Origin of the sequence: Janthinobacterium sp. P210005 (assembly GCF_036231865.1) — a bacterium.
Lineage (GTDB): Bacteria > Pseudomonadota > Gammaproteobacteria > Burkholderiales > Burkholderiaceae_D > Janthinobacterium > Janthinobacterium kumbetense.
The window spans coordinates 2228121-2253905 of sequence record NZ_JAZARC010000001.1 but is presented as its reverse complement, the minus strand read 5'-3'; the positions used below and the strand labels follow the sequence as shown (position 1 = coordinate 2253905).

Here is a 25785-nt window from a genome sequence, read left to right as displayed (position 1 = left end):
TGCAACCTTCAGCGCCGCCGCCGTCACGCACAAGACGGTCGCGTATGCCAGCCACCTGGGGCCGGCCAAGGCGAATGCCAGCGTGCTCGACGAAAAGGCGGCGCCCTTGCCGGCGTTTTTGACGAGCGTCTCCGGCATGCTGAGCCAGGACGATACGGCCGCCGCCAAGCGCGACGCGGCGGGCAAGCCGACCAGCCCCGGCGATGACAAGTTGCCGCACAGCAGCGACGCCATCATCGCCATCGCTGCCCGCGCCGGCCTGGGCGTGCTGGCGGGCCAGGATATCCAGCTGGCAAATGGCGAAACCACCTCCTTGATGAGCGGCCTCGACACCCAGTTCGTCGGCGGCGGCCAGTTGCGCGTGCACAGCGGGCAGGCCATCGGCGTCCTGGCCGGGGTGGTCAAGGCGGGCGAGAACAATATCGGCTTGCAGCTGATCGCCGCCAAACAGGCCATCGACCTGCAGGCGCAGGCCGACGTGCTCAACGTGCAGGCGCGCGAGGAAGTCAACATCGTCAGCGCCGCCGCGCACATCGACTGGGCGGCGGCGAAAAGCATCCGCCTGTCGACGGCGGGCGGGGCGAACATTACGATCGAGGGCGGCAACATCACCGTGCAGTGTCCCGGCAAGATCACGGTGCATGCCGGCAAGAAGAGTTTTATCGGGCCGGAACGGCTCGCTTATCCATTGCCGGCGCTGCCTGCCAGCGTCTGCAAGGCGTGCCTGCTGGCGGCGTTGCGTAGCGGCAGCCCGTTTGTCGCGCCCACGGCAGCCTAGAAAAGGAATCCTGATGTACTTTGCCATCGATCTTCCTGACCCTGCGGTTCCAGCGCAGATCGCGCAGCAACTGCAAGCCTTGCGTGCGGAGGCGGCGGTGGCGAACGGCGGCCAGCCCTTGCACTTGCTGGCGCTGCTGGACGGCGCCTGCGATGAGGAGTTTTTCACCAAGCGCTACCCGAGCCGCTTGCGGCGCCAGTCGCTGTATGCGCACACCTCGCTGCAAAACTTCAAGAGTGCCGCACCGCATTTAATGGCGGCGCCACAGGCAAGCAGCGAGCAGGCCGAGTGGCTGCAGCGCCTGTTCTCGCTGTGCGCGGGCAAGCCCATGCTCAGCATCATCGCCAGCACGCTCGATATCGACCGGCTGGAGCAGCATCTGCGCCCCTATTTGATTGCCATCACGCCAGACACCGTCGAATGGCCCGTGCGCTGGGCCGATAGCCGCACATTGCCGGCCTTGCTGGCAGCCTTGACTGAAACGCAGTCTGCGCATTTGCTGAGCCCCATCTACCGCTGGTGGTCGCTGCAGCGCGATGGTTCCCAGATCAGTTGGCAGGGCGAGGCGCAGCCCAGTCCCGTCCCGGCGGAGTTTGACAAATTTCCGCTCAGCGACGCCGCCTTCGAAGCCCTGGTGGATATCGCCGAAGCCGATGCCATCCTGGCCAATCTGCATGATGTGCAGCCGGACCTGTTTCATTCCGGCACCCCGGCCGAGTGCCACGCGCGCGTGGCGCGTCATTTACTAGTGGCAAGCGCCAGCGGCATCGAAGCGGCTGGCCAGCGTCAGCATTTCAGCGTCCTGGCCTTGATGCTGGCCGATGATTTCACCTTGCATCCTGCGATGGCCAGCCTGTTGCGGCGGACGCGCCAGGGGGCGAATTACCTGTCCGAACTCGACACGCTGCCCGACGATTTCTGGCAGGCGCGCTCGGCTGCCTAGCCTTGTTCCTTCAACTGCCTATTTTTATAAAAGGAAAATCATGAAATGGATTATGTATCTTGGCACGGCCTTGCTGCTGAGCGGCTGCGCCCTCAAGACCAGGCAGGTTGAGCAAGTCGGCCCAAGTCCTACCGCGACAGCGCAGGTGGGTATTGTCAACCATACGGGGAAATATATTTATTCCGCATCGGTGGATGGGGCCGGAGGCGCCAACATGGCCAGGTGGGGGGCGGGGGGGGCAGAAATCTGTTGCGCCTCTATCCCGAGAGTGTGGTATCCGGGAATGAAAGTCCTGGTGCGTTGGAATATGCCTGAAGGGCATACCGACGTTATCAAAGAAAAAATGGTGGAAGTGGAAAAATACGATGAAACGGGAAGTATTTATATCCATTTTTTTCCAAACGATGAAGTTCGGGTTGTGGTTTCAGTTTATCCCGGATATAGCACTGCTCATCCGATACGTCACTATGGAAAACCGGAAAATATCAATCCGTAGGAGTTTATTGCGATCAATGAAACTCTACTCTTGCACATTTTCCTGGTTTTTCTTAAACCATTTGCGACGCGTGGGAGTTCTATGTTTTCTATTGTCATATGTGGCAGTAAAATGAAAAATGGCGTGGTATTTTTTATAAGGTGCAAATGATGAAATGGATTATTTATCTTGGTGCGGCCTTGCTGCTGAACGGCTGCGCCTTCAGGGCCCGGCAGGTTGAGGACGTCAATCCAAGTCCTACCGCGACGGCGCAGGTGGGTATTGTCAACCATACGGGGAAGTATATTTATTCCGCGTCAGTGGATGGAGCGGGAGGCGCCAATATGGCCAGGTGGGGAGCGGGGGGAGCTGATGTTTGCTGTGCTTCTATTCCTCGGGTATGGTATCCGGGAATGATGGTTCGGGTGCGATGGGATATGCCGGAAGAACATACGCATATTGTCAAAGAAAAAATGGTTGAAGTGGAAAAATACGATGAACCAGGGGATATCTATATGCATTTCTTCCCCAATGATGAGGTGAGAGTCGTCGTGTCAAATGCTGGAGGGGGGGCAAAAACTCATCCTATTCTTCACTCCGGAAAACCTGCCAATATTCCTTGATATTATGATCAGTGAAACTCCCCATTCCGCGCCGTTTCCCGTCGGTTTTTTTTTAAAGCCGTTGACGAAAGAGCAATCCGAAATTGCCAAGGAGGCATGTGAAAAGAAAGATGGCGCGCCGTGCAGTATTCCAGTGAGGGTTGGACTTTTCTTTGATGGAACCAATAATAATCTGGAGCGCGATAGGAATGGGGTTAGGACAGGTGTGCTCGATCCAAGAACAAAAAAGCCCATTCCTATAGCTAATGTTGTGGTCGACCCCAATAGTGCCAGCCATAGCAATGTGGCGCGGCTATTTTCGAGTTTTCCCTCGAATAAACGGGGTGCGGGATATTTTCGAAATTATATTCCTGGCGTGGGAACGCCATTTAAGGAAATTGGTGAATTGACTGAATCGGACGAGGGGAAGGCTTTTGCCAAAGGAGGGCAGCCGCGTATTATCTGGGGCTTATTGCAGGTTTTAAATGCAATTCATCGAACGGTTTATGGAGATGAAACTCCATTATATAAATCAGATAAGGCTGGCGAACTTGCCCGTACTTATGATAATGCCGTAGGCCACAAAAAGGTGCCGCATCCCTCAACCGGCAGGGAGCGCTTCATGACCCACTCGGACTGGTTCGCTGAGCATATTGAAAAACTCAAAGTGGCGGTGGCGGCACAACCCAAGCCGCATATTCCATCGCTGACCTTGTCGGTGTTCGGTTTTTCGCGTGGCGCCGCCGAGGCGGTGGCATTCTGCCAGCTGTTTGCCGATTTGCTCACGCCGGGCAAAGGTGAGGGGCAGGAGTTTGCCGGCATTCCGGCCAGCATCGATTTTCTTGGCGTATTCGACACGGTGGCAACCGTGGGCAGTTCGGCGTCTGTCGCGAAAACCACGATCGCGCCTGGCGCGATGTTCGATGGCCATTGGGCCTGGGCCAATGAATTGCTCAAGCCGCTGCCTCGCTGCGTTCAGGCAGGCTTGCATTGCATTGCCACGCATGAGCAGCGCATGAATTTCCCCGTTACACGCTTGGAAGGGAAAATCGAGGAAGTGTATTTTCCTGGCGTGCACTCCGACGTGGGAGGCGGCTATGGTCCGGGCGAGCAGGGAAAGGGACGCGGCGGACAAGCAGCCTTGTTGTCGCAAATTCCGCTGGCGCATATGTTCAAGGAGGCGCGCCTCAAGGGAGTGCCTTTGATACCGTTCAGCGAACTGGAGGCAACGGACCGAGATGATTTCCAGGTCAGTCAAGAGCTTGCCAAGGCATGGGAAGCATATACCGCCGAGCTTAACAAGCAAGGCGCCTTGCTGAGCAAGCATATGGAGCTGTATTACCGCTGGCGCGCCGTGCGCGTCAAGACCCTGGAAGCCACGGCCAGCTTCAAGGCGGCCAACGCGCAGGAGCGGGAGGATCTGGGTTCCTACAACCGTTTGCTGGCGGGCGATCTGGAAGCGCTGCGCGCACGCAAAGCCTTTCGTCATGGCGATGAGGATAAACCGTTCAGCGCCCGGGATATTGCGCGCATCAATCACTGGCAATACTATCGCGCGCAAAATCATACACCGCTGGATGACTGGGAAGCTTGGGCGCTCGACATATTCGATCACCCAAAACCACTGCCGCCCGAAGTGATGCGTTTTTTTGACGACTATGTACACGATTCCCTGGCCGGATTCTATATGGCGGGCGAAGTGACGGAATACGATAAACGGGCCAAGATCGCCTCGTTCGCCGATAAACCGCCTGAAGAAGGCTTTTATAAACGCGCGTATGAACTGAGCCGAAAGACCGAAGTTGCGCAATTGAAACAGAAGAATGGCGAAGCATTGACGCCGGAAGAGGACGCACTGGTCAAGGAAGCGCAGTACGGCACCCCCTACCCAATCCGTACGGATGCCGACAGCGCCGACATGCGCAGTGCGGTGATCACCACGCAAACCTATACGCGTCGCGAGGGTGGCGGCTATATCTTGCGCCGTGGCTACTACCCGCAAAGCGGCTTTTTCCGGAAAAGCGTGCACGAGAAGGAATTGCAACGCATGCCGACGGCCGGCATCCAGGCGGAAGAAACACCCGAAAAATTCGTGTGGAGTGAAAACTTAACACAGGATATTGCGCAGGCCAAAGCCGATGAAGAGATTTACCTGGCGCAGCAGCGCTATTCAACGCGAGCAGAGGCGCTCGCATAGGGCGTGAGTTCTGCACGGCTGGAGCCGAAAGGAAAATCATGAAATGGATTATTTATCTTGGCACTGCCTTGCTGCTGAGCGGCTGTGCGTTCAAGGGCAGGCAGGTTGAGCAAGCCGGTCCAAGTCCTACCGCGATGGCGCAGGTGGGCATCGTCAACCATACGGGGAAGTATATTTACTCCGCGTCGGTGGACGGGGCCGGAGGGGGGAATATGGCCAGATGGGGGGCGGGACTTGCCAATATTTGCTGCACATCCATTCCTCGAGTGTGGTTTCCGGGAATGAAAGTCCTGGTGCGGTGGAATATGCCTGAGGGGCATACCGACGTTATCAAAGAAAAAATGGTGGAAGTGGAGAAATACGATGAGCCCGGGGATATCTATATGCATTTCTTCCCCGATGACGGGGTGAGGGTTGTCGTGTCAAATGCAGGCGGACGTGCAAAAACGCATCCTATTCTCCATTCGGGAAAACCTGCCGATATGCCTTGATGCCTGTCGCGGAAAGGATCGATCGCCACCAGCGAGGCTGGCGCCGATGGAGGATCAGCCGATGAAGGAGTCGAACTGCATGTCGAATTCCTGCAGCGCCTTCTGCGCATTCTGCATCTTCTTGCGGAACTCGGGGCCCCGTTGCAGGGCCAGGCCCACGGCCAGCACGTCGATCACGACCAGGTAGGCCAGGCGGGCGGAAATCGGGGTGTAGGGGTCGGTATTGAAGACCAGGTCGATCGGGATCAGCACGGTCGCCAGGTCGGCCAGCGGCGTGCCCGATGGGGCCAGCACGACGACGTCGGCGCCGCCGCGGCGCGCCAGTTTCACGGAGCGGACCAGGGCGGGGCTGTTGCCGCGCTGCGAGATGGCCACCAGGCAGTCGCCGCCGCGCAGCAGGGCTGCGGCGATGCTGTGGATGTTCGGGTCGCTGTAAGCCACCGTCGGCACGCCCGAGCGGAAGAACTTGTGCTGCGCGTCGGCCGCCACGATGCCCGACGTGCCCTGGCCATAGAATTCGATCTTGCTGGCGCGCGACAGGATGTCGAGCGCGCGCTGGATCGCTTCCGGGTTCAGGTTGTTGCGCAGGTCGAGCAGGGTGTTGATCGAGCGGCTGCAGATTTTATTCACCAGGTCGGCCGCCAGGTCGTCCTGCGCCGGCTGCTCGTTCGCGCCCGGCATGGCCAGGGCCAGACCCTGCGCCAGCTTCAGCTTGAATTCATGCCAGCCGTCGTAGCCCAGGGTGCGGCAAAAGCGCACCACGGTCGGTTCCGACACCTGTGCGCTTTTCGCCAGCGCCGTGATGTTCTGGCTGACCGTCTGGTTCGGCTGGTCAAGCACGGCCAGCGCGACCTTCTTCTCCGACTTGGAGAGCGAATCGAGCTGGGTGCGGATGGAGTCAAGCAGCATCAGGGTAATCTTCTGGGTTAGTTTTCGGGAACTCGGGGACTGGCAACGGTGAAGCAGGGAATTCGTGGAGCACCGCTCCACGCCTGCGTAACGGTCTGGCCTTGCAAGGCCAGACTCCTTGCGCTTCCAAACTAGTCTTCAGGAAGCGCCTCTTCACGCCACTGCAAGCCATCGCGGCCGATCAGGGCGCTGGCGGCCGCGGGACCCCAGGTGCCGGCCGTGTAGGGAATCGGCGCGCTGTCGTTCTGTTCCCAGTTGTCGAGAATCGGTTCGACCCATTCCCACGCCGCTTCCAGTTCGTCGCCGCGCATGAACAGGGTCAGCTGGCCGCGCAGGACGTCGAGCAGCAGGCGCTCGTAGGCGTCCATGCGCGGGGTCTTGAACGATTCGCGGAAATCGAGTTCCAGTTCCGCCGGTTTCAGACGCATGCCGTCGCCCGGGGTTTTCGCCATCAGGTTCATGCGCAAGCCTTCGTCCGGCTGCAAGCGGATCACCAGGCAGTTCGGCTGGAAGCTGGACGTTGGCTGGTTGAAGATCGAGTGCGGAATCTGCTTGAAACGCACGACGATCTCGGCCAGGCTGTCGGCCATGCGCTTGCCCGTGCGCAGGTAGAACGGTACGCCTGCCCAGCGCCAGGTGTCGATTTCCGCCTTCAGGGCAACGAAGGTTTCGGTGCGCGAGTGTTCCGGCGCATCCGGCTCGTCGCGGTAGCTCGGCACGGTGGCGCCATCGACGTGGCCGGCGCGGTACTGGCCGCGCACGATGTTCTGCGCCAGGGTGGTGGGCGTGAATTTTTTCAGCGAGCGCAGCACTTGCAGTTTTTCATCGCGCACGGCGTCCGGCGCGATCGAGGTCGGCGGTTCCATGGCGACGATGCACAGCAGTTGCAGCAAGTGGTTTTGCAGCATGTCGCGCAGCGCGCCCGAGGTGTCGTAGTAACCCATGCGGTTGCCCACGCCCAGCTTTTCGGCGATGGTGATCTGCACGTCGGAAATCCATTCGCGGCGCCACAGCGGTTCGAACAGGATGTTGCCGAAGCGCAGGGCCAGCAAGTTCTGCACGGTTTCCTTGCCCAGGTAATGGTCGATGCGGTAAATCTGCGATTCCTGGAAGACCTTGCCCACTTCGGCATTGATCTGCTTGGCGCTGGCCAGGTCGCGGCCCAGCGGTTTTTCCAGGACCACGCGCGAATTCGGCGTCACCAGGCCGTTGTCTTCCAGGTTGTCGCAGATGAGGGCGAACAAATGCGGCGGCGTCGCCAGGTAGTACACGCGCGTCAGGTCGGCATCGCCGCGCAGCGCTTCGACCAGCGGCGCGTACGTGGCCGCATCGCTGGCGTTGAGCGACACATACACGATGCGCGCGCAGAATTTGCTCCAGGTGGCGGCATTCAGGGTGCTGGCCTTGATGTGGGGACGCGAGTTGGTCTCTACCATTTTCAGGAAAGCATCCTGGCCGCTGTCCTGGCGGCCCACACAGATGATGCGCGCCGTCGGCGGCAAATCGTTCGCGACGTCGCGCGCATACATTGCAGGCAACAACTTGCGCATTGCTAAATCGCCGCTGCCGCCAAACAGGACCAGGTCAAAATCGGTAAGAGCCATAAGTGAGTGTCGTCGCAAAAGTAAAAGGGCCGGAGCGGGGAGGAAGCCGACCGGAAGTGCCAGTCTGTCGCTACTATAATCGATGGTGTAAATTTACTACGTAGAACAGGCAATTGCAAGAAATTTTACTACATTCTATCCGCTGCCGTCGCCATTTTGCCAGGTATGCATGCCGGCGATGCCGGCATGGCCATTATATGTCGTTCGCCGGCGCCGGCGCAGCGTCCTGCTTTTCATTGGCTTTTCAAAGCAACCATGGTTGCCAGGGAAATTTTCGATTCTCTCCATCATCATTTGCGCTGTAGCAACAAGCAAATCAAGAAATACTGTCAGGATCGCTGTTGGCAGCGTAAAGTAGCTTTGAGGAAAGTAAAAAACCGTATAATTCAAGCTCGAATCGATAGCAACTATTGGTTGTAAGAAATTGTACGATATACACTGCACCGCTAGCGCCGGCCATGCCCCGAACCCGCCATCCGACGTCCATGCGACGTGCAGTCCGCACTGTCCGCAGCATCAGGGCAGGCGACTTAACTTTACAAGACGGCTCAAGGGGACACAATGAATTCAATGCAGCAAGATGTCGATGAACGCACCAGCCTGACAGGCAATAACAAATTCGAACTGTTCCTGTTCAAGCTGGGCACCAGTGATCACTCGACCAGCCGCGAACTATTCGGCATCAATGTGTTCAAAGTCCGTGAAATCATGGAAATGCCGGCCATCACGGCCGTGGCCGGTTCGCACCCCCACATGTTGGGCGTGGTCAACATCCGTGGCCAGATCGTGCCCGTGATCGACTTGCCGATGGCGGTCGGCTGCAAGAGCAATGGTTTGAAGATCCTGATGGTGACCGAATTTGCCCGCTCGACACAGGCGTTTGCCGTGGAAGAGGTCGATGAAATCGTGCGCCTGGAATGGAATCAGGTGCTGTCGGCCGAATCGAGCGTCGGCGGCGGCCTCGTCACCAGCATCGCGCGCCTCGATGGCGACACGGACAAGACGCGTCTGGCCCAAGTGCTTGACGTGGAACAAATCCTGCGCAACGTGCTGCCGTCGGGTGACCCGGACGTGGACGAGAACAGCATCGGCCCGCAAGTGCGCTTGCCGGCCGGCGCCGTGATCCTCGCGGCCGACGATTCCTCGCTGGCCCGTTCGCTGATCGAGAAGGGCCTCGAAGCGATGGGCGTGCCGTTCATCATGACCAAGACGGGCAAGGAAGCGTGGGAGCGCCTGCAGGCGATCTCGGCCCAGGCCGCCACGGAAGGCAAGACGGCGAAAGACAAGGTCGCGCTGGTGCTGACCGACCTGGAAATGCCGGAAATGGATGGTTTTACCCTGACGCGCAACATCAAGAACGATGGCCGCTTCGCCAACATCCCCGTGGTGATCCACTCGTCGCTGACGGGTTCTACCAACGAAGACCACGTCAAGGGCGTGGGCGCCGATGGTTATGTCGCCAAGTTTGTGGCGGCTGAACTGGCGGAGACGATCCGTAAAGTGCTGGCGCGCTGATTTGCGCGCTCGCATGTGAAAAAGCGCCGGTACCCGCGAGGGTCCGGCGCTTTTTTTATGCGGGCAAACGATTACGCCTGATACAGGTGTTCCGGCTGTCCCGCCACGTCCACACGCACGGACAGCACGTGGCCGCTCAAAGGGTGGTTGGCAATTTCCTCGGCCGAGCGGTTATGGCTGGCGCTGGTGATGTACAGGGTGCGCAGGTCCGGGCCGCCAAACGTCACCATGGTGGGGCAGCGCACGGGCACGGCGATTTCGCCCAGCAGATGGCCATCGGGGGCGAAGCGCAAGATCTTGCCGCCTTCAAACATAGCCGACCAGTAATTGCCCTCGCTGTCGACGGCCGCGCCATCGGGGCGCCCGCCGTAATCAAAGGCTTTCTTGTCCGTGGAAAAACGCTGGAATGGTTGCGGCGCGGAAATGGCTCCACTTGCCGCGTCGAAATCGAAGCGGTCGATGCGGTGCGTGGTGGTATCCGAGTGGTACATGGTGCGCTTGTCCGGGGAAAAGCCCAGGCCGTTCGATACGGTCATGCCGCCCGACCAGACCTTGCGCACATTGCCCTTTTCCAGCACGAACATTTCTGCCGCATCGGCGTTGCGCGGCTCGAAAATCGTGCCGACCCAGAAGCGTCCGGCAGGGTCGACCTTGCCATCGTTGAAGCGCGTGGTGCCCATGTCGAACGGCGCCGGGGCGATTTCCGCCAGGCTGCCCGTCTTCGTGTCGAGGTGGGCAAAGCCGCTGCGCAAGGCCACGACCAGGCCGCCGCCCGCGTTGATGGCCAGCGCCGACGGTTCCGTCGGCATGCTCCACTGTTCATGCTTGCCGCTGGCGGGGTGCAAGCGGTGCACGGCGCGGCCATCGATGTCGACCCAGTACAGGGCCGCTTCCTTGCCATGCCATAGCGGGCATTCGCCCACTTGCATGGCTTTGTCGCTGACTGCTTTGATCTCGTAAATATTCATAAACCTCAATTAAGTTAATACGCCGCCTTGGCGGCTTTCGCCAGGGCAATCAAGCCATTGGTCGAGCTGTCGTGATGGTCGGGACGGGCTTCGCCCGTCAGTTCGGCCTGGATTTTCTTGGCCAGTACCTTGCCCAGTTCCACGCCCCACTGATCAAAACTGTTGACGTTCCACAAGACGCCCTGCACGAAGGTCTTGTGTTCGTACAGCGCGATCAGGGCGCCCAGGGTGGTCGGGGTCAGCTGGTCCATCAAAATGGTATTGCTGGGGCGGTTGCCGGGGAAAGTCTTGTGCGGCACCAGCGCTTCGATCTCGCTGTCCGGCAAGCCTTGCGCCTGCAAGTCAAGCCGCACTTCCTCGCCCGTTTTGCCCGTCATGAAGGCTTCCGACTGGGCAAAGCAGTTCGCCAGCAGGGCGTCGTGATGGCCCGGCAAATCGTGCGTGGCGCGCAGGGCGGCGATGAAGTCGATGGGCGTGATGTCGGTGCCCTGGTGCAGCAGCTGGAAATACGCGTGCTGCGCATTCGTGCCGCAATCGCCCCAGATGACGGGGCCGGTCGGTACGCCGACGGGCACGCCATCCTTGGTGACGCGCTTGCCGTTGCTTTCCATGTCCAACTGTTGCAGATAGGCAGCAAAGCGGCTCAAGTCCTGGTGGTACGGCGCGATGGAAACGGAGCCGCAATCGAGGAACTGGCGGTTCCAGAAGCCCACCATGGCCAGCACCACGGGCATGTTCTGTTCCAGCGGGGCCTGGCGGAAGTGCTGGTCCATCGCATGCGCGCCGGCGAGGAAATCGCTGAAGTATTCAAAGCCGACGGACAGCGCCACGGCCAGGCCGATCGACGACCAGACGGAATAGCGGCCGCCGACCCAGTCCCAGAACGGGAACATGTTGTCCGGCGAAATGCCGAAGTCGACGATGGCTTGCGTGTTGGTCGAGACGGCCACAAAATGCTTGGCCAAATCGCGTTCTTCGCCTTCGAGCAGGAACCAGGCGCGCGCCGTGTTGGCGTTGAGCATGGTTTCAGCCGTAACGAAGGTTTTCGAGGCGACGATGAACAGCGTCGTTTCCGGGTCGACTTTCGACAGGGTTGCTTCCATGTCGTGCCCGTCGACGTTGGAAACAAAGTGCATTTCCAGGCCCGGGTTGGCGTAGGAGCGCAGCGCCAGGCACGCCATTTTCGGCCCCAGGTCCGAGCCGCCGATGCCGATGTTGACGATGTCGCAAATCGGTTTGCCCGTGTAGCCGAGCCAGCTGCCATTGCGTACCTTGTCCGTAAACGCCTTGACGCGTTGCAGCACATCTTGCACGTCAGCATCGATATCCTGCCCATCGACCACCAGCTTCGTGCCGCGTGGCGCGCGCAAGGCGGTATGCAGAACGGCCCGATGTTCGGTAAGATTGATTTTCTCGCCAGTGAACATGGCTTCGCGCTGCGCTTCCACGCCGCGCTCGCGGGCCAGTTCCATCAGCAGGCCCATGGCGGTGGCGTCGATCCGGTTCTTCGAGTAATCGAGCAGCAGGCCGGCCGCATCCACCGTCATGCTGGCAAAGCGCGCGGGGTCGGCCGCGAACAGCTGGCGCAGATGCACGTCGCGCAGGCTGGCGCTGTGCGCTTGCAGGGACTGGAAACTGGCGGTGGCGGTGATGGCAGGAGTAGGTGCTGGCTGGCGCATGGCGGTCGGCTTGGGTGCTTGTCTCGGTTGAAAGGAGCGCGGCGCGTTCGGGGTGGCGAACTGCGGATCCGGCGTTGATGTGAGAATAATACATCAGAAAAACGTAATTTCACTACAGTTTGTGATGTGACGCTGATTTTGTTGTGCTTTTTTTAGCGATTGCGCCAGTGGTATACAAGGGAGGGGTTGGCCGGTGCTGATACGCGATATTGACCGGGTTTGCTTTGATACGCCGCAATCCGTGGCTTATTTGTGTTGTTGGCCCATGCAAGAGTGCTTCTTCTTCGCCATTTTGTAGTAAAATTTCACGAAATACTCATTTTTAAGGAAATCCATATGGCGCTGCATCCAGTAGTCGAATCCGTAACAGCGCGCATCATCGCGCGCAGCCGGCCATCGCGCGGCGCCTATCTGGCGCATCTGGATGCCGCCCGCATCCAGGGCGTGCAGCGCGGCGCCCTGTCGTGCACCAACCTGGCGCACGGCTTTGCCGCCTTTCCCGCCAATGACAAGCTGTCGCTGAAGGAATATAAAAAGCCGTCCGTGGCGATCGTTTCCTCGTACAACGACATGCTGTCGGCGCACCAGCCGTTTGAAGGCTTCCCGCAGATTATCAAGCAAGCCGTGCGCGAAGTGGGTGCTGTCGCCCAGTTCGCCGGCGGCGTGCCTGCCATGTGCGATGGCGTGACGCAAGGCCAGCCGGGCATGGAACTGTCGCTGTTCTCGCGCGACACCATCGCCATGTCGACGGCCGTGGCGCTGTCGCACAATATGTTCGACTCGGCCCTGTACCTGGGCGTGTGCGACAAGATCGTGCCGGGCCTGTTGATCGGCGCGCTGCACTTCGGCCACTTGCCGGCCGTCTTCGTGCCGGCCGGTCCGATGACGTCGGGCCTGTCGAACCAGGAAAAAGCCAAGGTGCGCCAGCTGTATGCGCAAGGCAAGGCCACGCGCGAAGACTTGCTCGAAGGCGAGTCGAAAGCCTACCACGGCGCCGGCACCTGTACCTTTTACGGTACGGCGAACAGCAACCAGATGCTGATGGAAGTGATGGGCCTGCACTTGCCGGGCGCCGCCTTCATCACGCCGAACACGCCGCTGCGCGATGCGCTGACCGCCGCCGCTGCCCAGCGCGCCGCCGGCATCACGGCGCAAAGCGCCAATTACTTGCCAGTCGGCCATATTGTCGACGAGAAATGTATCGTCAACGCCGTCGTGGGCTTGCTGGCCACGGGCGGTTCGACCAACCATACCTTGCACCTGGTGGCCATCGCCAAGGCGGCCGGCATCGTCATCGACTGGAACGATTTCAACGAACTGTCGGCCATCGTGCCGATGCTCACGCGCATCTACCCGAACGGCGACGCGGACGTAAACCATTTCCACGCGGCCGGCGGCACGGGTTACCTGATCCGCGAATTGCTGGACGCGGGCTTGCTGCACGAAGACGTCAATACCATCCTGGGCCACGGCTTGCGCGCGCACTGCATGGAGCCGTTCCTGGGCGAAGACGGCAAGGTCTTTTGGAAAGATGCTCCGGCTGCCAGCGCCGACGAAAGCGTGCTGCGCCCGGCTTCGAACCCGTTCGCGCCGGACGGCGGCATGGTATTGGTCGCAGGTAACCTGGGCCGCGCCGTGATGAAGGTGTCGGCAGTCAAGCCGCAGCACCGCACGGTGGAAGCGCCTGCGCTGGTGTTCAATTCGCAGGAAGATTTCATGGCCGCCTACAAGGCGGGATCGCTGGACCGCGACTTCGTCGCCGTGCTGCGCTTCCAGGGCCCGCGCGCCAACGGCATGCCGGAATTGCATGCGCTGACGCCGGCGCTGGCCAACCTGCAGGATGCAGGCCGTCACGTGGCGCTGGTCACCGATGGCCGCATGTCGGGCGCGTCGGGCAAGGTGCCGGCCGCCATCCACGTGTCGCCTGAAATCCTCGCCGGCGGCCCGCTGGGTCTGGTGCGCGACGGCGACATCATCCGCCTCGACGCCTTCACGGGCGTGCTCGAAGCGCTGGTGCCGGCCGACGTCTGGCATGCCCGCTCGCTGGTCACTGCCGACCTGTCGCCGAACCACATCGGCATGGGCCGCGAGCTGTTTTCCATGTTCCGTTCCACCGTCAGCGCGGCGGAAGAGGGTGCCACCACCTTCGGCCTGCCGTCGCCGATTCCCACCACCGTCGCCTTGCACGACGCCGACAATGTCGGTGATACCGTACCGGGTTCCGATGAAGACTTTTTGGCTAGGAAATAAGAGATGACCATGACACTACTGGAAATTATGCGCACCTCGAGCGTGATCCCCGTGATTGCGATCGACGATCCTGAACACGCCGTACCGCTGGCGCGCGCGCTGGTGGCGGGCGGCATTCGCGTGCTGGAAGTGACCCTGCGCACCAAGCACGGCCTGGAAGCGATCCGCGCCATGTCGGAAGTGCCGGGCGCCATCGTCGGCGTCGGCACCCTGACCCGTCCCGAGGAATTCGCGCAGGCACGCGATGCGGGCGCCGTCTTCGGCGTCTCGCCAGGCCTGACGTCCGCGCTGGTGGCGGCGGCGAAAAGCAGCGGCTTGCCCCTGCTGCCAGGCGTGATGACGCCCGGTGAAGTGATGGCGGCGCGTGAAAACGGCTTCCAGCAGCTGAAACTGTTCCCGGCCGTGCCGGCGGGCGGCATCGGCATGCTCAACGCCATCTACGGCCCGCTGCCGGACATCACGTTCTGCCCGACGGGCGGCATCTCGCAAGAGACGGCATCGCAGTTCCTGGCGTGCAAGAACGTCGCCTGCGTGGGCGGCTCGTGGCTGACGCCGAAAGACGCGATCGCGGCCGGCAACTGGGACCGCATCACGGAAATCGCCAAGGCAGCCAGCGGCCTGCGCTCGGTTTAGTCGTACCTGACATAAGCTACTGCGCGTCGCGCTTTGCGGCCTGCGATGCTCACTGTGCTCCAGCACGGTTGCGCTTCTTGGCCACAAATCGCTGCCGCTCGCTACGCTTCTGTCAGGGACTTGACGCTTTGATAATGCGGCAGGCTTGCATGCCTGCCGCGCTTTCTTCTCCTCTTCTTATGCGCGTCTTGCGCCGCCCCCTCACCATCGGCGAAACCGCCATGGCCCGCAGCGTCTTCCAGGGCGCCATCGACTACGCGCGCGTGCGCGTCGTGCGCGGCTCCTTTCTACCATTCGGCTTGCAGGACCAGAACACGGCCATGACGCCGCGCGGCAGCCTGCACTTCATGCCGGCCCAGTACCGCGACGATTTTTCCCGCGAAGGCAATGGCGGCAAGCTGTTCTTCATCCACGAGATGGTGCATGTGTGGCAATACCAGCTCGGCTACAGCGTGCTGCTGCATGGCGTGTTGCTGGCGCTGCGCGGCGGCTACATCCAGCAGCGCGCCTACCGCTACGACGCGCAGGCGGGCGGCGTCCTGTCCGACTTCAACATGGAACAGCAGGGCGACCTCATCGCCCACTACTTCGGCGCACGCCAGCTGGGCATCCCCGCCTATGTGGCGAAGCTGCCGCAACTGCAGGAGATCCTGCAGGGCTTCCTGCTCGATCCCGCCGACCGCCGCCTGCTGCCGCGCTGATGCCGCCGTCACGGTACCGTGTTCGATGCCAGGCGCGCATCCGGTGCGCGCAGGCTGGCCGCCGCATCCTTGCCCAGCAATAAACGCAGGTCGGCGCCCGTGCCGATGCCGCTGTCATCAGACGCTTGCAGTTGCGGCATGCCGCCCAAGGCGAGGGCGAGGGTGGCGGCCGCCTGCGCATGGCCGGGCCGGTAGACGATGCTGCTGGCCTGGACGCCGTATGGCCGCTGGTTGCCCAGCCGCAGCACGCTGATGCCCATGCCGCCCAGCATGCCGCGCATGCGCGCCGCCATCCCCGTTTCGCCATTGCCGTTGATGACTTCCAGCCGTGGCAGCGGCGCCGCCGGCGCCACCGTTTTTGCCAGGGCTGGCAAGGCGGCGCGCGCCGCCACGGGAGCATCGCGCCAGCTCAGCGCGAAGATATTCGGCTGCAATTGCGTCAGTTGCAGGCGGCTGGCAGGCGCCGCTGGCGCCAGGTCGGGCGCGAGGGACTGCGTGGCGGCATCGCCCGCATCGGCCACATCGACCGTGCCGATGCTGCGCGCCAGCGCCGCGATGGCCAGTTCCAAGTTGGCGCGCGCCGGTTGCTGGCCGTTGTCGAGCTGCAGCGACTGGCGCAGCACGCTTGCCGCCTGCGCGTAATCGCCCTGCAGGTACAGCACGTAGCCGAGGTTGTTGTAGGTCCTGGCCGTCGGCACCTCCTGTGCCAGCGCCTGCAGCATGGTGCGGGCCGTTTCCAGCTGGCCCAGCTGCGCGTGCAGCACGGCGGCGCCATTGCGCGCATCGGCCGAGTCGGGTGTCAGCAGCAGGGCGTCGTGGTACGCCGCCAGCGCCGCGCGCTGATCGCCCAGTTCCTGCAGGCGCTTGCCCAGCTTGCAGAACGCGGTGGTGCGGGTGGCGGCGCTGTCATCGATGCGCGCCTGGGGCGGCGCAGCGTGACTGCCCTGGCTGACCGGGCCGGGCAGGTGGCCGCAGGCGGGCAGCAGGCCGGCGCAGGCGAGCATGAGCATCAGGGTGGTGTGCTGTGACATGGCGGTTCTCCGGTCAGTTGCCGCTGCCCATGCTGGGCAGGAGCACGCGGTAAATTTGCAGGAAGGCTGGTCCCATCAGGACGACCAGCAGCGACGGGAAGATGAAAAAGATCAGCGGGAACAGCAGCTTGAGGGCGATCTTCGCCGCTTCTTCCTCGGCCATCTGGCGGCGCTTGGTGCGCAGCTGGTCCGACTGCACGCGCAGCGAGGCGGCGATGCTGGTGCCGAAGCGCTCGGCCTGGATCAGCATGGCCACCAGCGCGTCGACATCCTCGACGCCCGTGCGCAGGGCCAGGTTGCGCAGCGCCCGCTCCCTGGTGTTGCCGGCGCGTAGTTCCAGCATCACCAGGTGGAGTTCCTCGGCCAGCACGGCGCTTTTCAGGGAAATCTCCGCGGCCACCCTAGCCAACGCCGCATCCATGGCCAGGCCCGCTTCCACGCACACCGTCATCAAGTCCAGCGCATCGGGAAAGCTTTCGAAGATATCGCGCTGGCGCCGCTTGATCATTTGCGCCAGGACAATATTGGGCAGGTAGTAGCCGATGGCGGCGACGATCAGCAGCCAGAACAGCAATGCCTTGCCCGCCATCTGGCTGCCTGAGGCGCTCAGTCCCAGGAACAGCAGCAGGGGCAGGCCGATGGCCAGCATGGTCTTGGCGGAAAAGAACAGGATGGGCGCCGACGCCTGGCGCAAGCCGGCATTCATGAAGCGCCGGCGCATCACGGAGCCTTCCCAGCCCTGGTCGGGAAGCGACAGTTTGGCCAGGGGGCCGCTCAGGCGCACCATGCGCGCCAGCCAGGGGCTGGGCGCCGATGAGGCGCCAGGCGCCGCCGCGCTCTTGCCGGTGGCGTTGTCCATGCGCTGGCGCAAGGGATCGGGTGCAAAGCTGCGCATGGCCACCAGCACGGTGCCGAAGACGGCAATGAAAAGCAGGGCGAGGAAGGCGAAATGGACGGGGTTCATGAGGATTCTCCTTGCGGGCTCAGACACGGATGCGGATGATACTGCGCATGACCAGGACGCCGCACACCATCAGCAGCAGGGCGCCGACGAGCATCTTGCGTCCGCCCGGGTCGACGAACAGCATTTCCAGGAACTGCGGATTGGTCAGGTGGATCATGGCCGCCGCGCCGAAGGGCAGCAGCGACAGGATCCAGGCCGACAGCCGGCCTTCGGCCGACAGCACGCGCACCTGTCCCAGCAGCTTGATGCGCTCGCGGATGATGCGGCTGATGCTGTCGAGCAGTTCGGCCAGGTTGCCGCCCGTTTCGCGCTGGATCAGCACGGCGATGACGAAGTAGCGCAAGTCCGTGCTGGGCACGCGCGTGGCCAGGTTCATCAGGGCATCCTGCATGGCGATGCCGAAATTGACTTCGTCGAAGGTGGCGCGAAATTCCACGGCCAGCGGCGCGTTCATTTCATCGCCGACCATTTTCAGGGCGGTGGGAAAGGCGTGGCCGGCGCGCAGGGCACGCGCCATCAGGTCCAGGGCATCGGGCAATTGCTGCTCGATGCGCTGCAGGCGCTTGGCCTTGGCGCGCAAGACCACCAGCAGCGGCAGCAGGGCCGCGCCGGCCACCAGGGGCAGGCGCAGCAGCCACGGCACGGCGAAGTAGCTGAGCAGCAAAAACGCCGCGCCGGCCGAGGCCAGCATCACGCCGGCGAAGCTGGCTACGCTCCAGCTCAGGCCCGACTGTTCCAGCAGGCGGTCGAGCGCATGCACGCGGGGCACGCTGAGCAGCACGCGCTGCAGGGCCGGGGTGTCGCTCAGCAGGCGCTTCTTGATCATCGAACTGCCCGCGTCGCCATGCGCGCCGGCCGACATGATGCGCAGGCGGCGCGCGACCCGTTCCGCTTCCGGGCCGCGCGACGTGTTCCACGCCAGGTACAGTCCTTCGATCAGCAGCACCACGGCGATGAAGGTGAGGATGGCGAATACGTAATAGAGATAGTCCATGATGCTCCCCTTAATGGTACTGGCGGGCGGGATCGAACAGGGTTTCCGGCAGGCTGATGCCGAAGGCGCGCAGGCGTTCCAGGAAATGCGGCCGCACGCCGCTGGCATGGAAGTGGCCCTGCACCGTGCCGTCCTCGCCGATGCCCGTTTGGCGGAAGGTGAAGATTTCCTGCATGGTGATCATCTCGCCTTCCATGCCCGTGATCTCCTGGATCGAAATGATCTTGCGCTTGCCGTCCGTCAGGCGCGCCACCTGCACCACCACGCTGATGGCGGAACTGATCTGCTGGCGCATGGCTTTCACGGGCAGGCCCGCCGAGGCCATGCTGATCATGTTTTCCAGCCGCGTCAGCGCGTCGCGCGGGGTGTTGGCGTGGATGGTGGCCATCGAGCCTTCGTGGCCCGTGTTCATGGCGCCCAGCATGTCGAGCGCCTCGGCGCCGCGCACCTCGCCCAGGATGATGCGGTCGGGACGCATGCGCAGCGCGTTGCGCACCAGCGCCCGCTGCGTCACTTCGCCCTTGCCCTCGATGTTCGCGGGCCGCGTTTCCAGGCGCACCACGTGCGGCTGCTGCATCTGCAGTTCGGCCGCGTCCTCGATGGTGACGATGCGTTCGGCCGTGCTGATGAAGCCGGAAATCGCATTGAGCATGGTGGTCTTGCCGCTGCCCGTGCCGCCCGAGATCAGGATGTTGACCTTGGCCTTGCCCAGCGCCTGCAGGGTGGTGCTCATTTCCTCCGTCAGGCTGTGCTTGAGCATCAGGTCGGCCAGGCGCAGGGGCTGGGCCGAGAAGCGGCGGATCGACATCACGGGACCGTCGATGGCCAGCGGCGGAATGATGGCGTTGACGCGCGAACCGTCGGGCAGGCGCGCATCGACCATGGGGCTCGATTCATCGATGCGCCGGCCCACGCGCGAGACGATCTTGTCGATGATTTTCATCAGGTGGGCGTCGTCGGTGAAGCAGACGTCGCTCAGCTCCAGGCGGCCATGGCGTTCGACATACACCTGACGGTAGGTGTTGACGAGGATATCGGACACGCCGGGATCGGCCAGCAGCGGTTCGAGCGGGCCGAAGCCGAGCACCTCATCCTGGATGTCGCGGATCAGCGAGCGCCGTTCCAGCTCGTTGATCACCACATTGTCTTCCGTGAGCACGTCGCTGACGAGGATTTTCAGCTCTTCGCGGATCTGTTCGCGCGACAGGCGCTGCATGCCCTCCAGGTCGACGCGGTCGAGCAGCGCCTGGTGGGTGCGGTGCTTGAGTTGCTGGTAGCTCTGGCTCGATGCGCCCTGGTGCGCGGCATCGTCATTCAGGCTGGCGTCATCCTGGGCATAGCCCAGGCGGTCCCGCAGGGTGAGTTTTTCGGCAGTCATGGTCGGTCTCCGGTAAATAGGGGGGATCAGGCGCGCGCCAGCAGCCGCGAAACCCAGCCTTGCGCGGCGGGCGGGGTTTCGCCGGCCAGGCTGGCGGCCAGTTCCTGCAGGGCGCGCGAGACGGGATTGTGCGACGCCAGCTTGAGGATGGGCACGCCCTGGCTGACGGAGGCCGCCACCGCCTCGTAGTGGTTGGGGATGGATTTGTAGACGTGCTTGCCGTACGCCGCTTCCAGGTCGGCCACGCGGATGTTGTCGCTGCTGGCATAGCGGTTCAGGATCAGGCGGATCTTGTCTTCGCGGTAGCCCAGGCCGCGGAACACGTCGAGCAGGCGCTTGCCGTCGCGCACATAGGGCAGCGTTGCCTGCAGCACGGGGAAGATCAGGTCGGCCCGGTCCAGCGCGCGTACGCTGACGGGGTCGAGGCCGCGTCCCACGTCGAGCAGGATGTAGTCGTACTGGCTGCGCGCCAGGGTCAGCAGACGGTCGATATGGTCGGCTTCGACATCGGCCGCATGGGCGGGATCGTCGGCGGCTGCCAGCACGCTGTAGGCGGGAGTGATCTGGATCATGCTGGCGCTGAGCAGCGAAGCGTCGAGGCGCACGATCTGCTGCGACAGCTGCGACAGGGTGGTGGCCGGCTTGTGGTCCGAGACGAACAGGGCGGCGTCGCCGAACTGCAGGTTCAGGTCGAACAGCGCCACCTTGCGCTGCTCGCCGGCGGCCAGCGCGTAGCCGAGGTTGGCGGCGATGAAGGTGGCGCCGCTGCCGCCCTTGCACGAGACGAAGGCCAGTACCTGGCCCTTGCGCGTGACCTGTTTTTGCAGTTTTTCCTCGATGCGGCGCAAGGCGGCGCACAGGGCTGCGTCGTCGTCCGGCTGCAGCACTTCGCGCACGCCGGCGCGCATCGAGCGCAGCAGGAATTGCGGATTTTGCTGCGTACATTGCACGATGATGGCCAGGTTCGGATGGCGCCCGCCCAGCAGTTCCAGCTGTTCCAGCTCCGCTTCGCCCGTCTGCTCCTGCTCCAGCAGCAGCAAGTCCGGCGTGACGCCGTTGTCGAAGACATCCGGTATGCTCGCCAGCAGCGCGACGCGGTCGGCCGCGCTGCGTTCGCGCAGCAGGCGGGTGAGCCGCTTGAGCTGGGCTTCATTTTTCGAGACGATGACGATATTCACGTGGTACTCCTGGTAAAGGCGTTCAGTTGATCTGGAAGCCCAGGCTTTCGGCGTGCATGACCACCACCGAGGCGGGTACGGCGATATTGAGAAAACCGAACAGGCTGACCATCGGCGTATAGCTGACGTTGTCGATCGATACGCGCACGCTGTCGATGCAGCTGGCCGTGCGCGTGTTGTCGCCGCAGGCCGACAGGTTGTCGCCGGGATCGGTGGGCGGCGAGGTCACTTCGGCGCCGCTCTTGTTCAGGTAGCTGATGGTGATGTTGGCGGCCGTCAGTTCCGGGGCGGCCGGCAGGGCCGTGCCGCCGAACAGGGCCAGCGTTTTCACGGCGTCGGTCTGGTCGATCCAGCGCACCACGGCTTCGCGCGCGGCGCGGCGGCTCACTTCCTGCACCGTGTTGTACAGGTACAGCATGCGGCCAAATTCGAGGATGCCGAACAGCAGGGTGAAAAACAGCAGCGCCACCAGGGCGAATTCGACGGCGGCGGCGCCGTGCTGGCGGCCGGCCCGGGGTGCAAGCGGAAGGCGGTGGCGCATGGCGTTCTCCTTACAGCATGTAGCGCATGGTGGTGCGCGGCGACAGCGGCGTGGCATAGCTGCTGGCCGCGCCGATGACGAAGGGCAGGTACTGGCCCACCGACAGCGTGTAGTTGACGACTTCGACGCGGATGCCGCCCGGCGCCGTGCCATCGGTGCAGCTGCTGTCGTTGAAGCTCGCGTCCAGGCAGGTAACCGTCACGTTGGCCGTGGTGAAGCCGCTGATGCCGGCGCTGACGGCCGCATCGACCACCGTCTGCCTGGCCGCCGGCACGCCCTGCGAGGAGATGCTCGCCTTGGCCTTGACGGACATGTTGCGCGCCGCGTCGCGCGTGGCCTTGGTCAGCGCGTCGTAGTACCAGAAGGCGCGGCCGAAGCCGAAGATACCGGCCAGCAGGGTGACCAGCAGGGCCAGCACGATGCCGAATTCGACGGCGGCGCCGCCGCGCTGCCTGAGGGGGGAAAGGGGGATGCGCATGGCCGCCTCACTTGTAGAGTTTGATTTCGGAATTCGGCACGGGCTCGATCAGGCCCGCGAACTCGACGTCGAGGCGCGCGCCGCCGCTGAAATCGGCCTTCATCGTCATGAAGAATTTGCCGATGCCCACGGCATCCATGGAGCCGCACGAGGCCGGTCCCACGGGCGCCGTGCGGCAGTCGACCAGCACCACGTTGAGGATGCGCCGGTTGTTGCGGCCCGGATGGGCTGCCGAGGGCGCCTGGAACGTGGGGCCGCTGGTCTGGTTGTACGGCGAAGGCGGCGTACTGGCAGGAAAGCTTGCGCCGGGGCTGACGGGGTAGCTGGCCGTGTCGAAGTAGTTCGCCTTGGCCGTGCTGTACATGGGATTGGCGTTGGCGTCCGCGACGCTGTAGGCCGTGCCGGCCTTGGCCGGGGTGGCGCCGTTGCTTTGGTAGGCGGGGCCGTAGGACCACAGCACGCCGTAGCCGGCGAACTGCGCCTGGGCCGCCGTCACGGGCGTCGTGAAGGTCGGCGGCAGGCGGTAGTTCGGCTTGTTGCCGGACAGGCTGACCGATTGCTGGCTGGGCAAGGTGCTGGCGCCCGGTTCCATCCAGCCGGTGGGCGGCGAGTTGGCGGCGCTGGCGACGCAGGGCGATCCGCCGCCCTTGCATGGATATTCCTTGATGTTGGTATCGGGCGGCGCCGTCGCGGGGTCGCACACGGAAGGCGAGGAATAATCGTCGAAGCGCGAATTGAGGGCGGCGGCGATCTTGCCGGCGCTCAAGCCCGTGTTCGTGTAGACCTTGCCCGAGCCGCTGCTGACCACGGCGCTGCTGCCCGTGCACATGAACGGCGCGGTGGAATTGGCGCTGGAATGCGACGCGTCGCAGGCGCCAGGGGGCGCGTCGACGGGGTTGATCAGGTAGGGATCGGACGAGCCGCCCAGCGGATTGAGGCCGAACAGGTTGTAGGTGACGCCGCGGCGAAAGCCGAATTCCAGCAGTTCCGTCAGGCCCGTGCCGGCCGGCGCGGCCGGATACGTGTATTGCGCCGTCTTGTTGGCCGGATCGACGGCGCACACGCCGATCGGCGTGACGTCGTTGACGAAGCGGCCTGCCACCGCCACGCCCGAGGTGCTGGTGCTGGCGATGCCGGCGATGCCCATCAGGTAGGTGGCGAAGGTCTTGCTGCCCGTGTCGACGCGGATGAAGGTCTGGCCCTGGGGGCTGGTGCGGGCGCTGGCGCCGGACGACCATGGCCCGTCCGGGCTGGGGCCGAAGCTGATGTTGGCGGCCGTGATGGTCAGGGTGGTGGAAAAATCGTAGCGGTTCTTTTGCGCGATGGCGATGGCCTTCGTCTGCGCGTTGTCGATGCCGGTGGCGCTTTGATTGAGTTCCACGGCGCCTGCCAGCGCCGAGCTGTCGGCGCCGTTCTGCAGCTCCGTCTTGGCGATGTACAGGTGGCCCAGGTCCAGCACCAGGCCGCCCATGGCAAACAGTACCACCAGGGTCAGCCCCAGCACGATGGCGATCGCGCCTTGCTGCTTGTCGTGCCTGCGGAATGCGGTGTTCATGGCTGTCTCCTGGTGGCCTGGGGGAAGTGCATCGCGGGACTGGCGCCTACTGGCGTCCGCCCACGCCGATGGTGAACACATTCGGTTGCGGGTCCGGCGCCGCAAACGATTTCTGGTAGCGCTGGTAGGCGCTGGCGCCGGCCTTGCCGTCGATGCCGCTGACGGGGTTGGTATTGCGGTAGGCGTCCGGATACATGATCTGCTGGGCCTTGAGCAGGGCCACCGATTCGCCGAAGTGCGAATCGAGCACGGGCGTGGTGGTGGCGGTGCAGCCGGCCAGCAGGCATACCAGGGCGGCGCAAGGCAGGCAATGAGCGGTTTTCATGGTGTTCTCCTATTTGAGGTCGAAGCCGGCGGCAGGCTGGGGCGCGGCCGCTTGCGGCTGCATGGGCGCTGCTGGCGCTGCGGGGGCGGGCGCAGGGGCGCTGCCTTCCATTTTTCCCTGCATGAACATGTCGCCGCGCGTCGGCTGGATGTAGCCGTCGGTGGGCAGCTTGTAGTCGGCCGGCAGCGGTTTGACCAGGTGCGGCGTGATGATGAAGACCAGTTCCGAACGGTCCGTCTGGAAGTCCGTGCTGCGGAACAGGGCGCCCAGCACGGGCACTTCGCCCAGGCCCGGCAAGGCCTTGATATTGCTGGTCACGTTGTTCTTGATCAAGCCGCCGATGGCGAAGCTCTGGCCGTCGAACAGCTGCACCGTGGTGGTGGCGCGCCGCGTCGTAAACGAAGGCAGGACGGCGGTGGCCGAGATGCCGGTGGCGGTGATGCCGATGCCGTCCTTGTTCAGGTCCGACACTTCCGGCGCCACCTTCAGGTTGATGCGTCCCCCTTCGAGCACGGTGGGCGTGAATTTCACGGCCACGCCGAATTCCTTCTCTTCCAGGGTGATGGTGGGCACGCCGCCATTGTTGGTCTGGCTGACGGGGATGAAGATTTTGCCGCCGGCCAGGAAGCTCGCCTCCTGCCCGCTGATGGCCATGATGTTCGGTTCGGCCAGCACCTTGATCAGGCCATCGCGTTTTTGCGCGTCGAGGTTGAAGAAGTTGTTCTTGCTGGCGCCGCTCAAGCCGCTGGGATTGTTGCTGAGCAGGCTGGACAGCAGCGAATACGACCAGCTGCCGATGGTCTTGTTGATGCCCAGGCTGGCGCCCAGCTGGTCGACCAGCACCTTCGACACTTCGGCCACCTTCACTTCCAGCATCACCTGCTGCGGCGCGGCGATCGACAGCAGGTTGATCACGCGCGGCATGCCCGCATCGGGTGCAGGGGCTGGAGCGGCGGCGCCTGCGGCCGGCGCTGCGCCGGAGGTGGCGCCGCCGCTGCGGGTGCTACGCTGCACATAGGCGTTGGCCAGCGACAGGGCCTGGTCGGCCTTGACGACATCGCTGACCATGCCCGACAGGATCAGAGTGTCGCCTGCCACCGTGACGTGGATCTTTTCGTTCGGCAGCAGCTCGGCCATGCGTGCCTGCAGGCTGCTGCTGTCGATGCCGACGGCCAGGTCGATGATGGTGGCGTCATTGCTCTTGTTCCACAAGATCAGGTTGGTGGTGCCGACGGAGCGCCCCAGCAGGTACACCTCGGTGGGGTTGAGCAGGATCACGTCGGCGATGCGCGGATCGCCGACGGACATGCGGCTGGCGGCGAATGGCAGGCGCACCAGGGTCGATTTGCCTTCGGCCAGGCTCATTTGCGGCGCCATCTCGGTGCGGCCGGCGCGCGATTCGCTTTGCGGCGGCGTGGACTTGGGACGGACGGCGGCCCGGCTGCTCCTGGCGGCGCCCGTTTCGGCAGCGGCGGCGGTAGCGGTCGTGGCGGCGACTGGCTCGGCGTGCGCCCGGGGCGCCAGGGCGCCGATGGCGGCGATGGCAAGCGCCAGGCGCAGGCCCCGGATGCCGCTTGCTGTGCGATATGTACTCAT

The 25785-nt window shown here is 63.1% G+C and carries 25 protein-coding genes; 10 read left to right on the top strand and 15 right to left on the bottom strand.

Going from position 1 to position 25785, the window contains the following annotated elements; genetic code table 11:
- The 6 genes from VPH40_RS09975 to VPH40_RS09950 form a co-directional block, all read left to right on the top strand.
- The coding region (locus tag VPH40_RS09975) for a DUF2345 domain-containing protein (protein WP_328573320.1) at window positions 1-778 on the top strand (778 nt) is incomplete at its 5' end.
- Between the two features lie 13 nt (window positions 779-791).
- Window positions 792-1721 (top strand): DUF4123 domain-containing protein, encoded by a 930-nt coding sequence (locus VPH40_RS09970; protein WP_328573319.1) that lies wholly within the window; start codon window positions 792-794, stop codon window positions 1719-1721.
- Window positions 1722-1761: 40 nt separating this feature from the next.
- On the top strand, window positions 1762-2217 hold the full coding sequence (locus tag VPH40_RS09965; RefSeq protein WP_305052909.1) for a DUF3304 domain-containing protein: 456 nt from the start codon (window positions 1762-1764) through the stop codon (window positions 2215-2217).
- A 146-nt stretch (window positions 2218-2363) separates the two neighbouring features.
- Window positions 2364-2819: a DUF3304 domain-containing protein gene (locus VPH40_RS09960; protein ID WP_328573318.1), complete on the top strand. Its 456-nt coding sequence runs from the start codon at window positions 2364-2366 to the stop codon at window positions 2817-2819.
- Entirely contained in the window at window positions 2755-4995 is a 2241-nt protein-coding gene (locus VPH40_RS09955; RefSeq protein ID WP_328573317.1) for a DUF2235 domain-containing protein, read from the top strand. The genes VPH40_RS09960 and VPH40_RS09955 overlap by 65 nt, the downstream gene beginning before the upstream one ends.
- 38 nt (window positions 4996-5033) lie before the next feature.
- Window positions 5034-5486 carry a DUF3304 domain-containing protein gene (locus VPH40_RS09950; protein ID WP_328573316.1) on the top strand — a complete coding sequence of 151 codons (453 nt, stop codon included), beginning with the start codon at window positions 5034-5036 and terminating at the stop codon, window positions 5484-5486.
- A gap of 54 nt (window positions 5487-5540) precedes the next feature.
- Here the strand turns inward: VPH40_RS09950 and VPH40_RS09945 are convergent, their stop codons facing one another.
- From VPH40_RS09945 to VPH40_RS09935, 3 genes are all read right to left on the bottom strand, one after another.
- Window positions 5541-6395 (bottom strand): SIS domain-containing protein, encoded by an 855-nt coding sequence (locus VPH40_RS09945; protein WP_034750862.1) that lies wholly within the window; start codon window positions 6393-6395, stop codon window positions 5541-5543.
- Window positions 6396-6526: 131 nt separating this feature from the next.
- Window positions 6527-7999, bottom strand: a complete 1473-nt coding sequence (gene zwf, locus VPH40_RS09940) for a glucose-6-phosphate dehydrogenase (protein WP_034750861.1) — start codon at window positions 7997-7999, stop codon at window positions 6527-6529.
- A gap of 135 nt (window positions 8000-8134) precedes the next feature.
- Entirely contained in the window at window positions 8135-8389 is a 255-nt protein-coding gene (locus VPH40_RS09935) for a hypothetical protein (protein WP_328573315.1), read from the bottom strand.
- 171 nt (window positions 8390-8560) lie between these two features.
- On the opposite strand from VPH40_RS09935, the gene VPH40_RS09930 reads away from it, so the two are divergent.
- Window positions 8561-9514 carry a chemotaxis protein gene (locus tag VPH40_RS09930; RefSeq protein WP_070281275.1) on the top strand — a complete coding sequence of 318 codons (954 nt, stop codon included), beginning with the start codon at window positions 8561-8563 and terminating at the stop codon, window positions 9512-9514.
- 71 nt (window positions 9515-9585) lie between these two features.
- On the opposite strand, the gene VPH40_RS09925 is transcribed toward VPH40_RS09930, so the two are convergent.
- Together VPH40_RS09925 and pgi are read right to left on the bottom strand one after the other, a co-directional pair.
- Window positions 9586-10482 (bottom strand): SMP-30/gluconolactonase/LRE family protein, encoded by an 897-nt coding sequence (locus VPH40_RS09925; RefSeq protein ID WP_328573314.1) that lies wholly within the window; start codon window positions 10480-10482, stop codon window positions 9586-9588.
- A gap of 14 nt (window positions 10483-10496) precedes the next feature.
- A complete protein-coding gene (pgi, locus tag VPH40_RS09920; RefSeq protein WP_328573313.1) occupies window positions 10497-12161 on the bottom strand; it encodes a glucose-6-phosphate isomerase in 1665 nt (554 codons plus the stop codon).
- A 336-nt stretch (window positions 12162-12497) separates the two neighbouring features.
- Here pgi and edd point away from each other — a divergent pair, with 336 nt between their 5' ends.
- The 3 genes from edd (at window position 12498) to VPH40_RS09905 (ending at window position 15745) form a co-directional block, all read left to right on the top strand.
- Window positions 12498-14411, top strand: a complete 1914-nt coding sequence (gene edd / locus VPH40_RS09915; RefSeq protein ID WP_305052904.1) for a phosphogluconate dehydratase — start codon at window positions 12498-12500, stop codon at window positions 14409-14411.
- A 3-nt stretch (window positions 14412-14414) separates the two neighbouring features.
- A complete protein-coding gene (eda, locus tag VPH40_RS09910; RefSeq protein ID WP_035821279.1) occupies window positions 14415-15044 on the top strand; it encodes a bifunctional 4-hydroxy-2-oxoglutarate aldolase/2-dehydro-3-deoxy-phosphogluconate aldolase in 630 nt (209 codons plus the stop codon).
- A 188-nt stretch (window positions 15045-15232) separates the two neighbouring features.
- Window positions 15233-15745, top strand: a complete 513-nt coding sequence (locus tag VPH40_RS09905) for a Rhs element Vgr protein (protein ID WP_328573312.1) — start codon at window positions 15233-15235, stop codon at window positions 15743-15745.
- Between the two features lie 8 nt (window positions 15746-15753).
- On the opposite strand, the gene VPH40_RS09900 is transcribed toward VPH40_RS09905, so the two are convergent.
- From VPH40_RS09900 to VPH40_RS09855, 10 genes are read right to left on the bottom strand one after another with little or no spacing between them, the layout of a single operon-like run.
- Window positions 15754-16776 (bottom strand): LytR C-terminal domain-containing protein, encoded by a 1023-nt coding sequence (locus VPH40_RS09900; protein ID WP_328573311.1) that lies wholly within the window; start codon window positions 16774-16776, stop codon window positions 15754-15756.
- A 13-nt stretch (window positions 16777-16789) separates the two neighbouring features.
- On the bottom strand, window positions 16790-17740 hold the full coding sequence (locus tag VPH40_RS09895; RefSeq protein ID WP_328573310.1) for a type II secretion system F family protein: 951 nt from the start codon (window positions 17738-17740) through the stop codon (window positions 16790-16792).
- A gap of 19 nt (window positions 17741-17759) precedes the next feature.
- The gene (locus tag VPH40_RS09890; RefSeq protein WP_099666902.1) at window positions 17760-18734 is read right to left on the bottom strand and encodes a type II secretion system F family protein; all 975 of its coding nucleotides are present in this window, start codon (window positions 18732-18734) and stop codon (window positions 17760-17762) included.
- A 10-nt stretch (window positions 18735-18744) separates the two neighbouring features.
- The gene (locus VPH40_RS09885; RefSeq protein WP_099379045.1) at window positions 18745-20112 is read right to left on the bottom strand and encodes a CpaF family protein; all 1368 of its coding nucleotides are present in this window, start codon (window positions 20110-20112) and stop codon (window positions 18745-18747) included.
- A gap of 26 nt (window positions 20113-20138) precedes the next feature.
- A complete protein-coding gene (locus VPH40_RS09880) occupies window positions 20139-21290 on the bottom strand; it encodes an AAA family ATPase (protein WP_289911138.1) in 1152 nt (383 codons plus the stop codon).
- Window positions 21291-21312: 22 nt separating this feature from the next.
- Window positions 21313-21831, bottom strand: coding sequence for a TadE/TadG family type IV pilus assembly protein (locus VPH40_RS09875; protein WP_099666904.1), 519 nt, complete (start codon window positions 21829-21831; stop codon window positions 21313-21315).
- Window positions 21832-21841: 10 nt separating this feature from the next.
- Window positions 21842-22309: a TadE/TadG family type IV pilus assembly protein gene (locus tag VPH40_RS09870; RefSeq protein WP_099666905.1), complete on the bottom strand. Its 468-nt coding sequence runs from the start codon at window positions 22307-22309 to the stop codon at window positions 21842-21844.
- 7 nt (window positions 22310-22316) lie between these two features.
- Window positions 22317-23864, bottom strand: coding sequence for a TadE/TadG family type IV pilus assembly protein (locus tag VPH40_RS09865; protein WP_289903961.1), 1548 nt, complete (start codon window positions 23862-23864; stop codon window positions 22317-22319).
- Between the two features lie 46 nt (window positions 23865-23910).
- Window positions 23911-24189, bottom strand: a complete 279-nt coding sequence (locus tag VPH40_RS09860; protein WP_099666907.1) for a pilus assembly protein — start codon at window positions 24187-24189, stop codon at window positions 23911-23913.
- A 9-nt stretch (window positions 24190-24198) separates the two neighbouring features.
- Window positions 24199-25785, bottom strand: a complete 1587-nt coding sequence (locus VPH40_RS09855) for a type II and III secretion system protein family protein (RefSeq protein ID WP_099666908.1) — start codon at window positions 25783-25785, stop codon at window positions 24199-24201.

What these genes read in the sequence shown, in the direction of transcription:
- edd (WP_305052904.1), top strand. Translation starts at nt 12,498, where the DNA reads ATGGCGCTGCATCCAGTAGTCGAATCCGTAACAGCGCGCATCATCGCG.
- eda (WP_035821279.1), top strand. Translation starts at nt 14,415, where the DNA reads ATGACCATGACACTACTGGAAATTATGCGCACCTCGAGCGTGATCCCC.
- zwf (WP_034750861.1), bottom strand. Translation starts at nt 7,999, where the DNA reads ATGGCTCTTACCGATTTTGACCTGGTCCTGTTTGGCGGCAGCGGCGAT.
- VPH40_RS09925 (WP_328573314.1), bottom strand. Translation starts at nt 10,482, where the DNA reads ATGAATATTTACGAGATCAAAGCAGTCAGCGACAAAGCCATGCAAGTG.
- VPH40_RS09855 (WP_099666908.1), bottom strand. Translation starts at nt 25,785, where the DNA reads ATGAGTACATATCGCACAGCAAGCGGCATCCGGGGCCTGCGCCTGGCG.
- VPH40_RS09895 (WP_328573310.1), bottom strand. Translation starts at nt 17,740, where the DNA reads ATGAACCCCGTCCATTTCGCCTTCCTCGCCCTGCTTTTCATTGCCGTC.
- VPH40_RS09945 (WP_034750862.1), bottom strand. Translation starts at nt 6,395, where the DNA reads ATGCTGCTTGACTCCATCCGCACCCAGCTCGATTCGCTCTCCAAGTCG.
- VPH40_RS09875 (WP_099666904.1), bottom strand. Translation starts at nt 21,831, where the DNA reads ATGCGCCACCGCCTTCCGCTTGCACCCCGGGCCGGCCGCCAGCACGGC.
- VPH40_RS09930 (WP_070281275.1), top strand. Translation starts at nt 8,561, where the DNA reads ATGAATTCAATGCAGCAAGATGTCGATGAACGCACCAGCCTGACAGGC.
- VPH40_RS09955 (WP_328573317.1), top strand. Translation starts at nt 2,755, where the DNA reads ATGCTGGAGGGGGGGCAAAAACTCATCCTATTCTTCACTCCGGAAAAC.
- VPH40_RS09860 (WP_099666907.1), bottom strand. Translation starts at nt 24,189, where the DNA reads ATGAAAACCGCTCATTGCCTGCCTTGCGCCGCCCTGGTATGCCTGCTG.
- VPH40_RS09970 (WP_328573319.1), top strand. Translation starts at nt 792, where the DNA reads ATGTACTTTGCCATCGATCTTCCTGACCCTGCGGTTCCAGCGCAGATC.
- VPH40_RS09960 (WP_328573318.1), top strand. Translation starts at nt 2,364, where the DNA reads ATGATGAAATGGATTATTTATCTTGGTGCGGCCTTGCTGCTGAACGGC.
- VPH40_RS09900 (WP_328573311.1), bottom strand. Translation starts at nt 16,776, where the DNA reads ATGTCACAGCACACCACCCTGATGCTCATGCTCGCCTGCGCCGGCCTG.
- VPH40_RS09890 (WP_099666902.1), bottom strand. Translation starts at nt 18,734, where the DNA reads ATGGACTATCTCTATTACGTATTCGCCATCCTCACCTTCATCGCCGTG.
- pgi (WP_328573313.1), bottom strand. Translation starts at nt 12,161, where the DNA reads ATGCGCCAGCCAGCACCTACTCCTGCCATCACCGCCACCGCCAGTTTC.
- VPH40_RS09885 (WP_099379045.1), bottom strand. Translation starts at nt 20,112, where the DNA reads ATGACTGCCGAAAAACTCACCCTGCGGGACCGCCTGGGCTATGCCCAG.
- VPH40_RS09965 (WP_305052909.1), top strand. Translation starts at nt 1,762, where the DNA reads ATGAAATGGATTATGTATCTTGGCACGGCCTTGCTGCTGAGCGGCTGC.
- VPH40_RS09865 (WP_289903961.1), bottom strand. Translation starts at nt 23,864, where the DNA reads ATGAACACCGCATTCCGCAGGCACGACAAGCAGCAAGGCGCGATCGCC.
- VPH40_RS09870 (WP_099666905.1), bottom strand. Translation starts at nt 22,309, where the DNA reads ATGCGCATCCCCCTTTCCCCCCTCAGGCAGCGCGGCGGCGCCGCCGTC.
- VPH40_RS09950 (WP_328573316.1), top strand. Translation starts at nt 5,034, where the DNA reads ATGAAATGGATTATTTATCTTGGCACTGCCTTGCTGCTGAGCGGCTGT.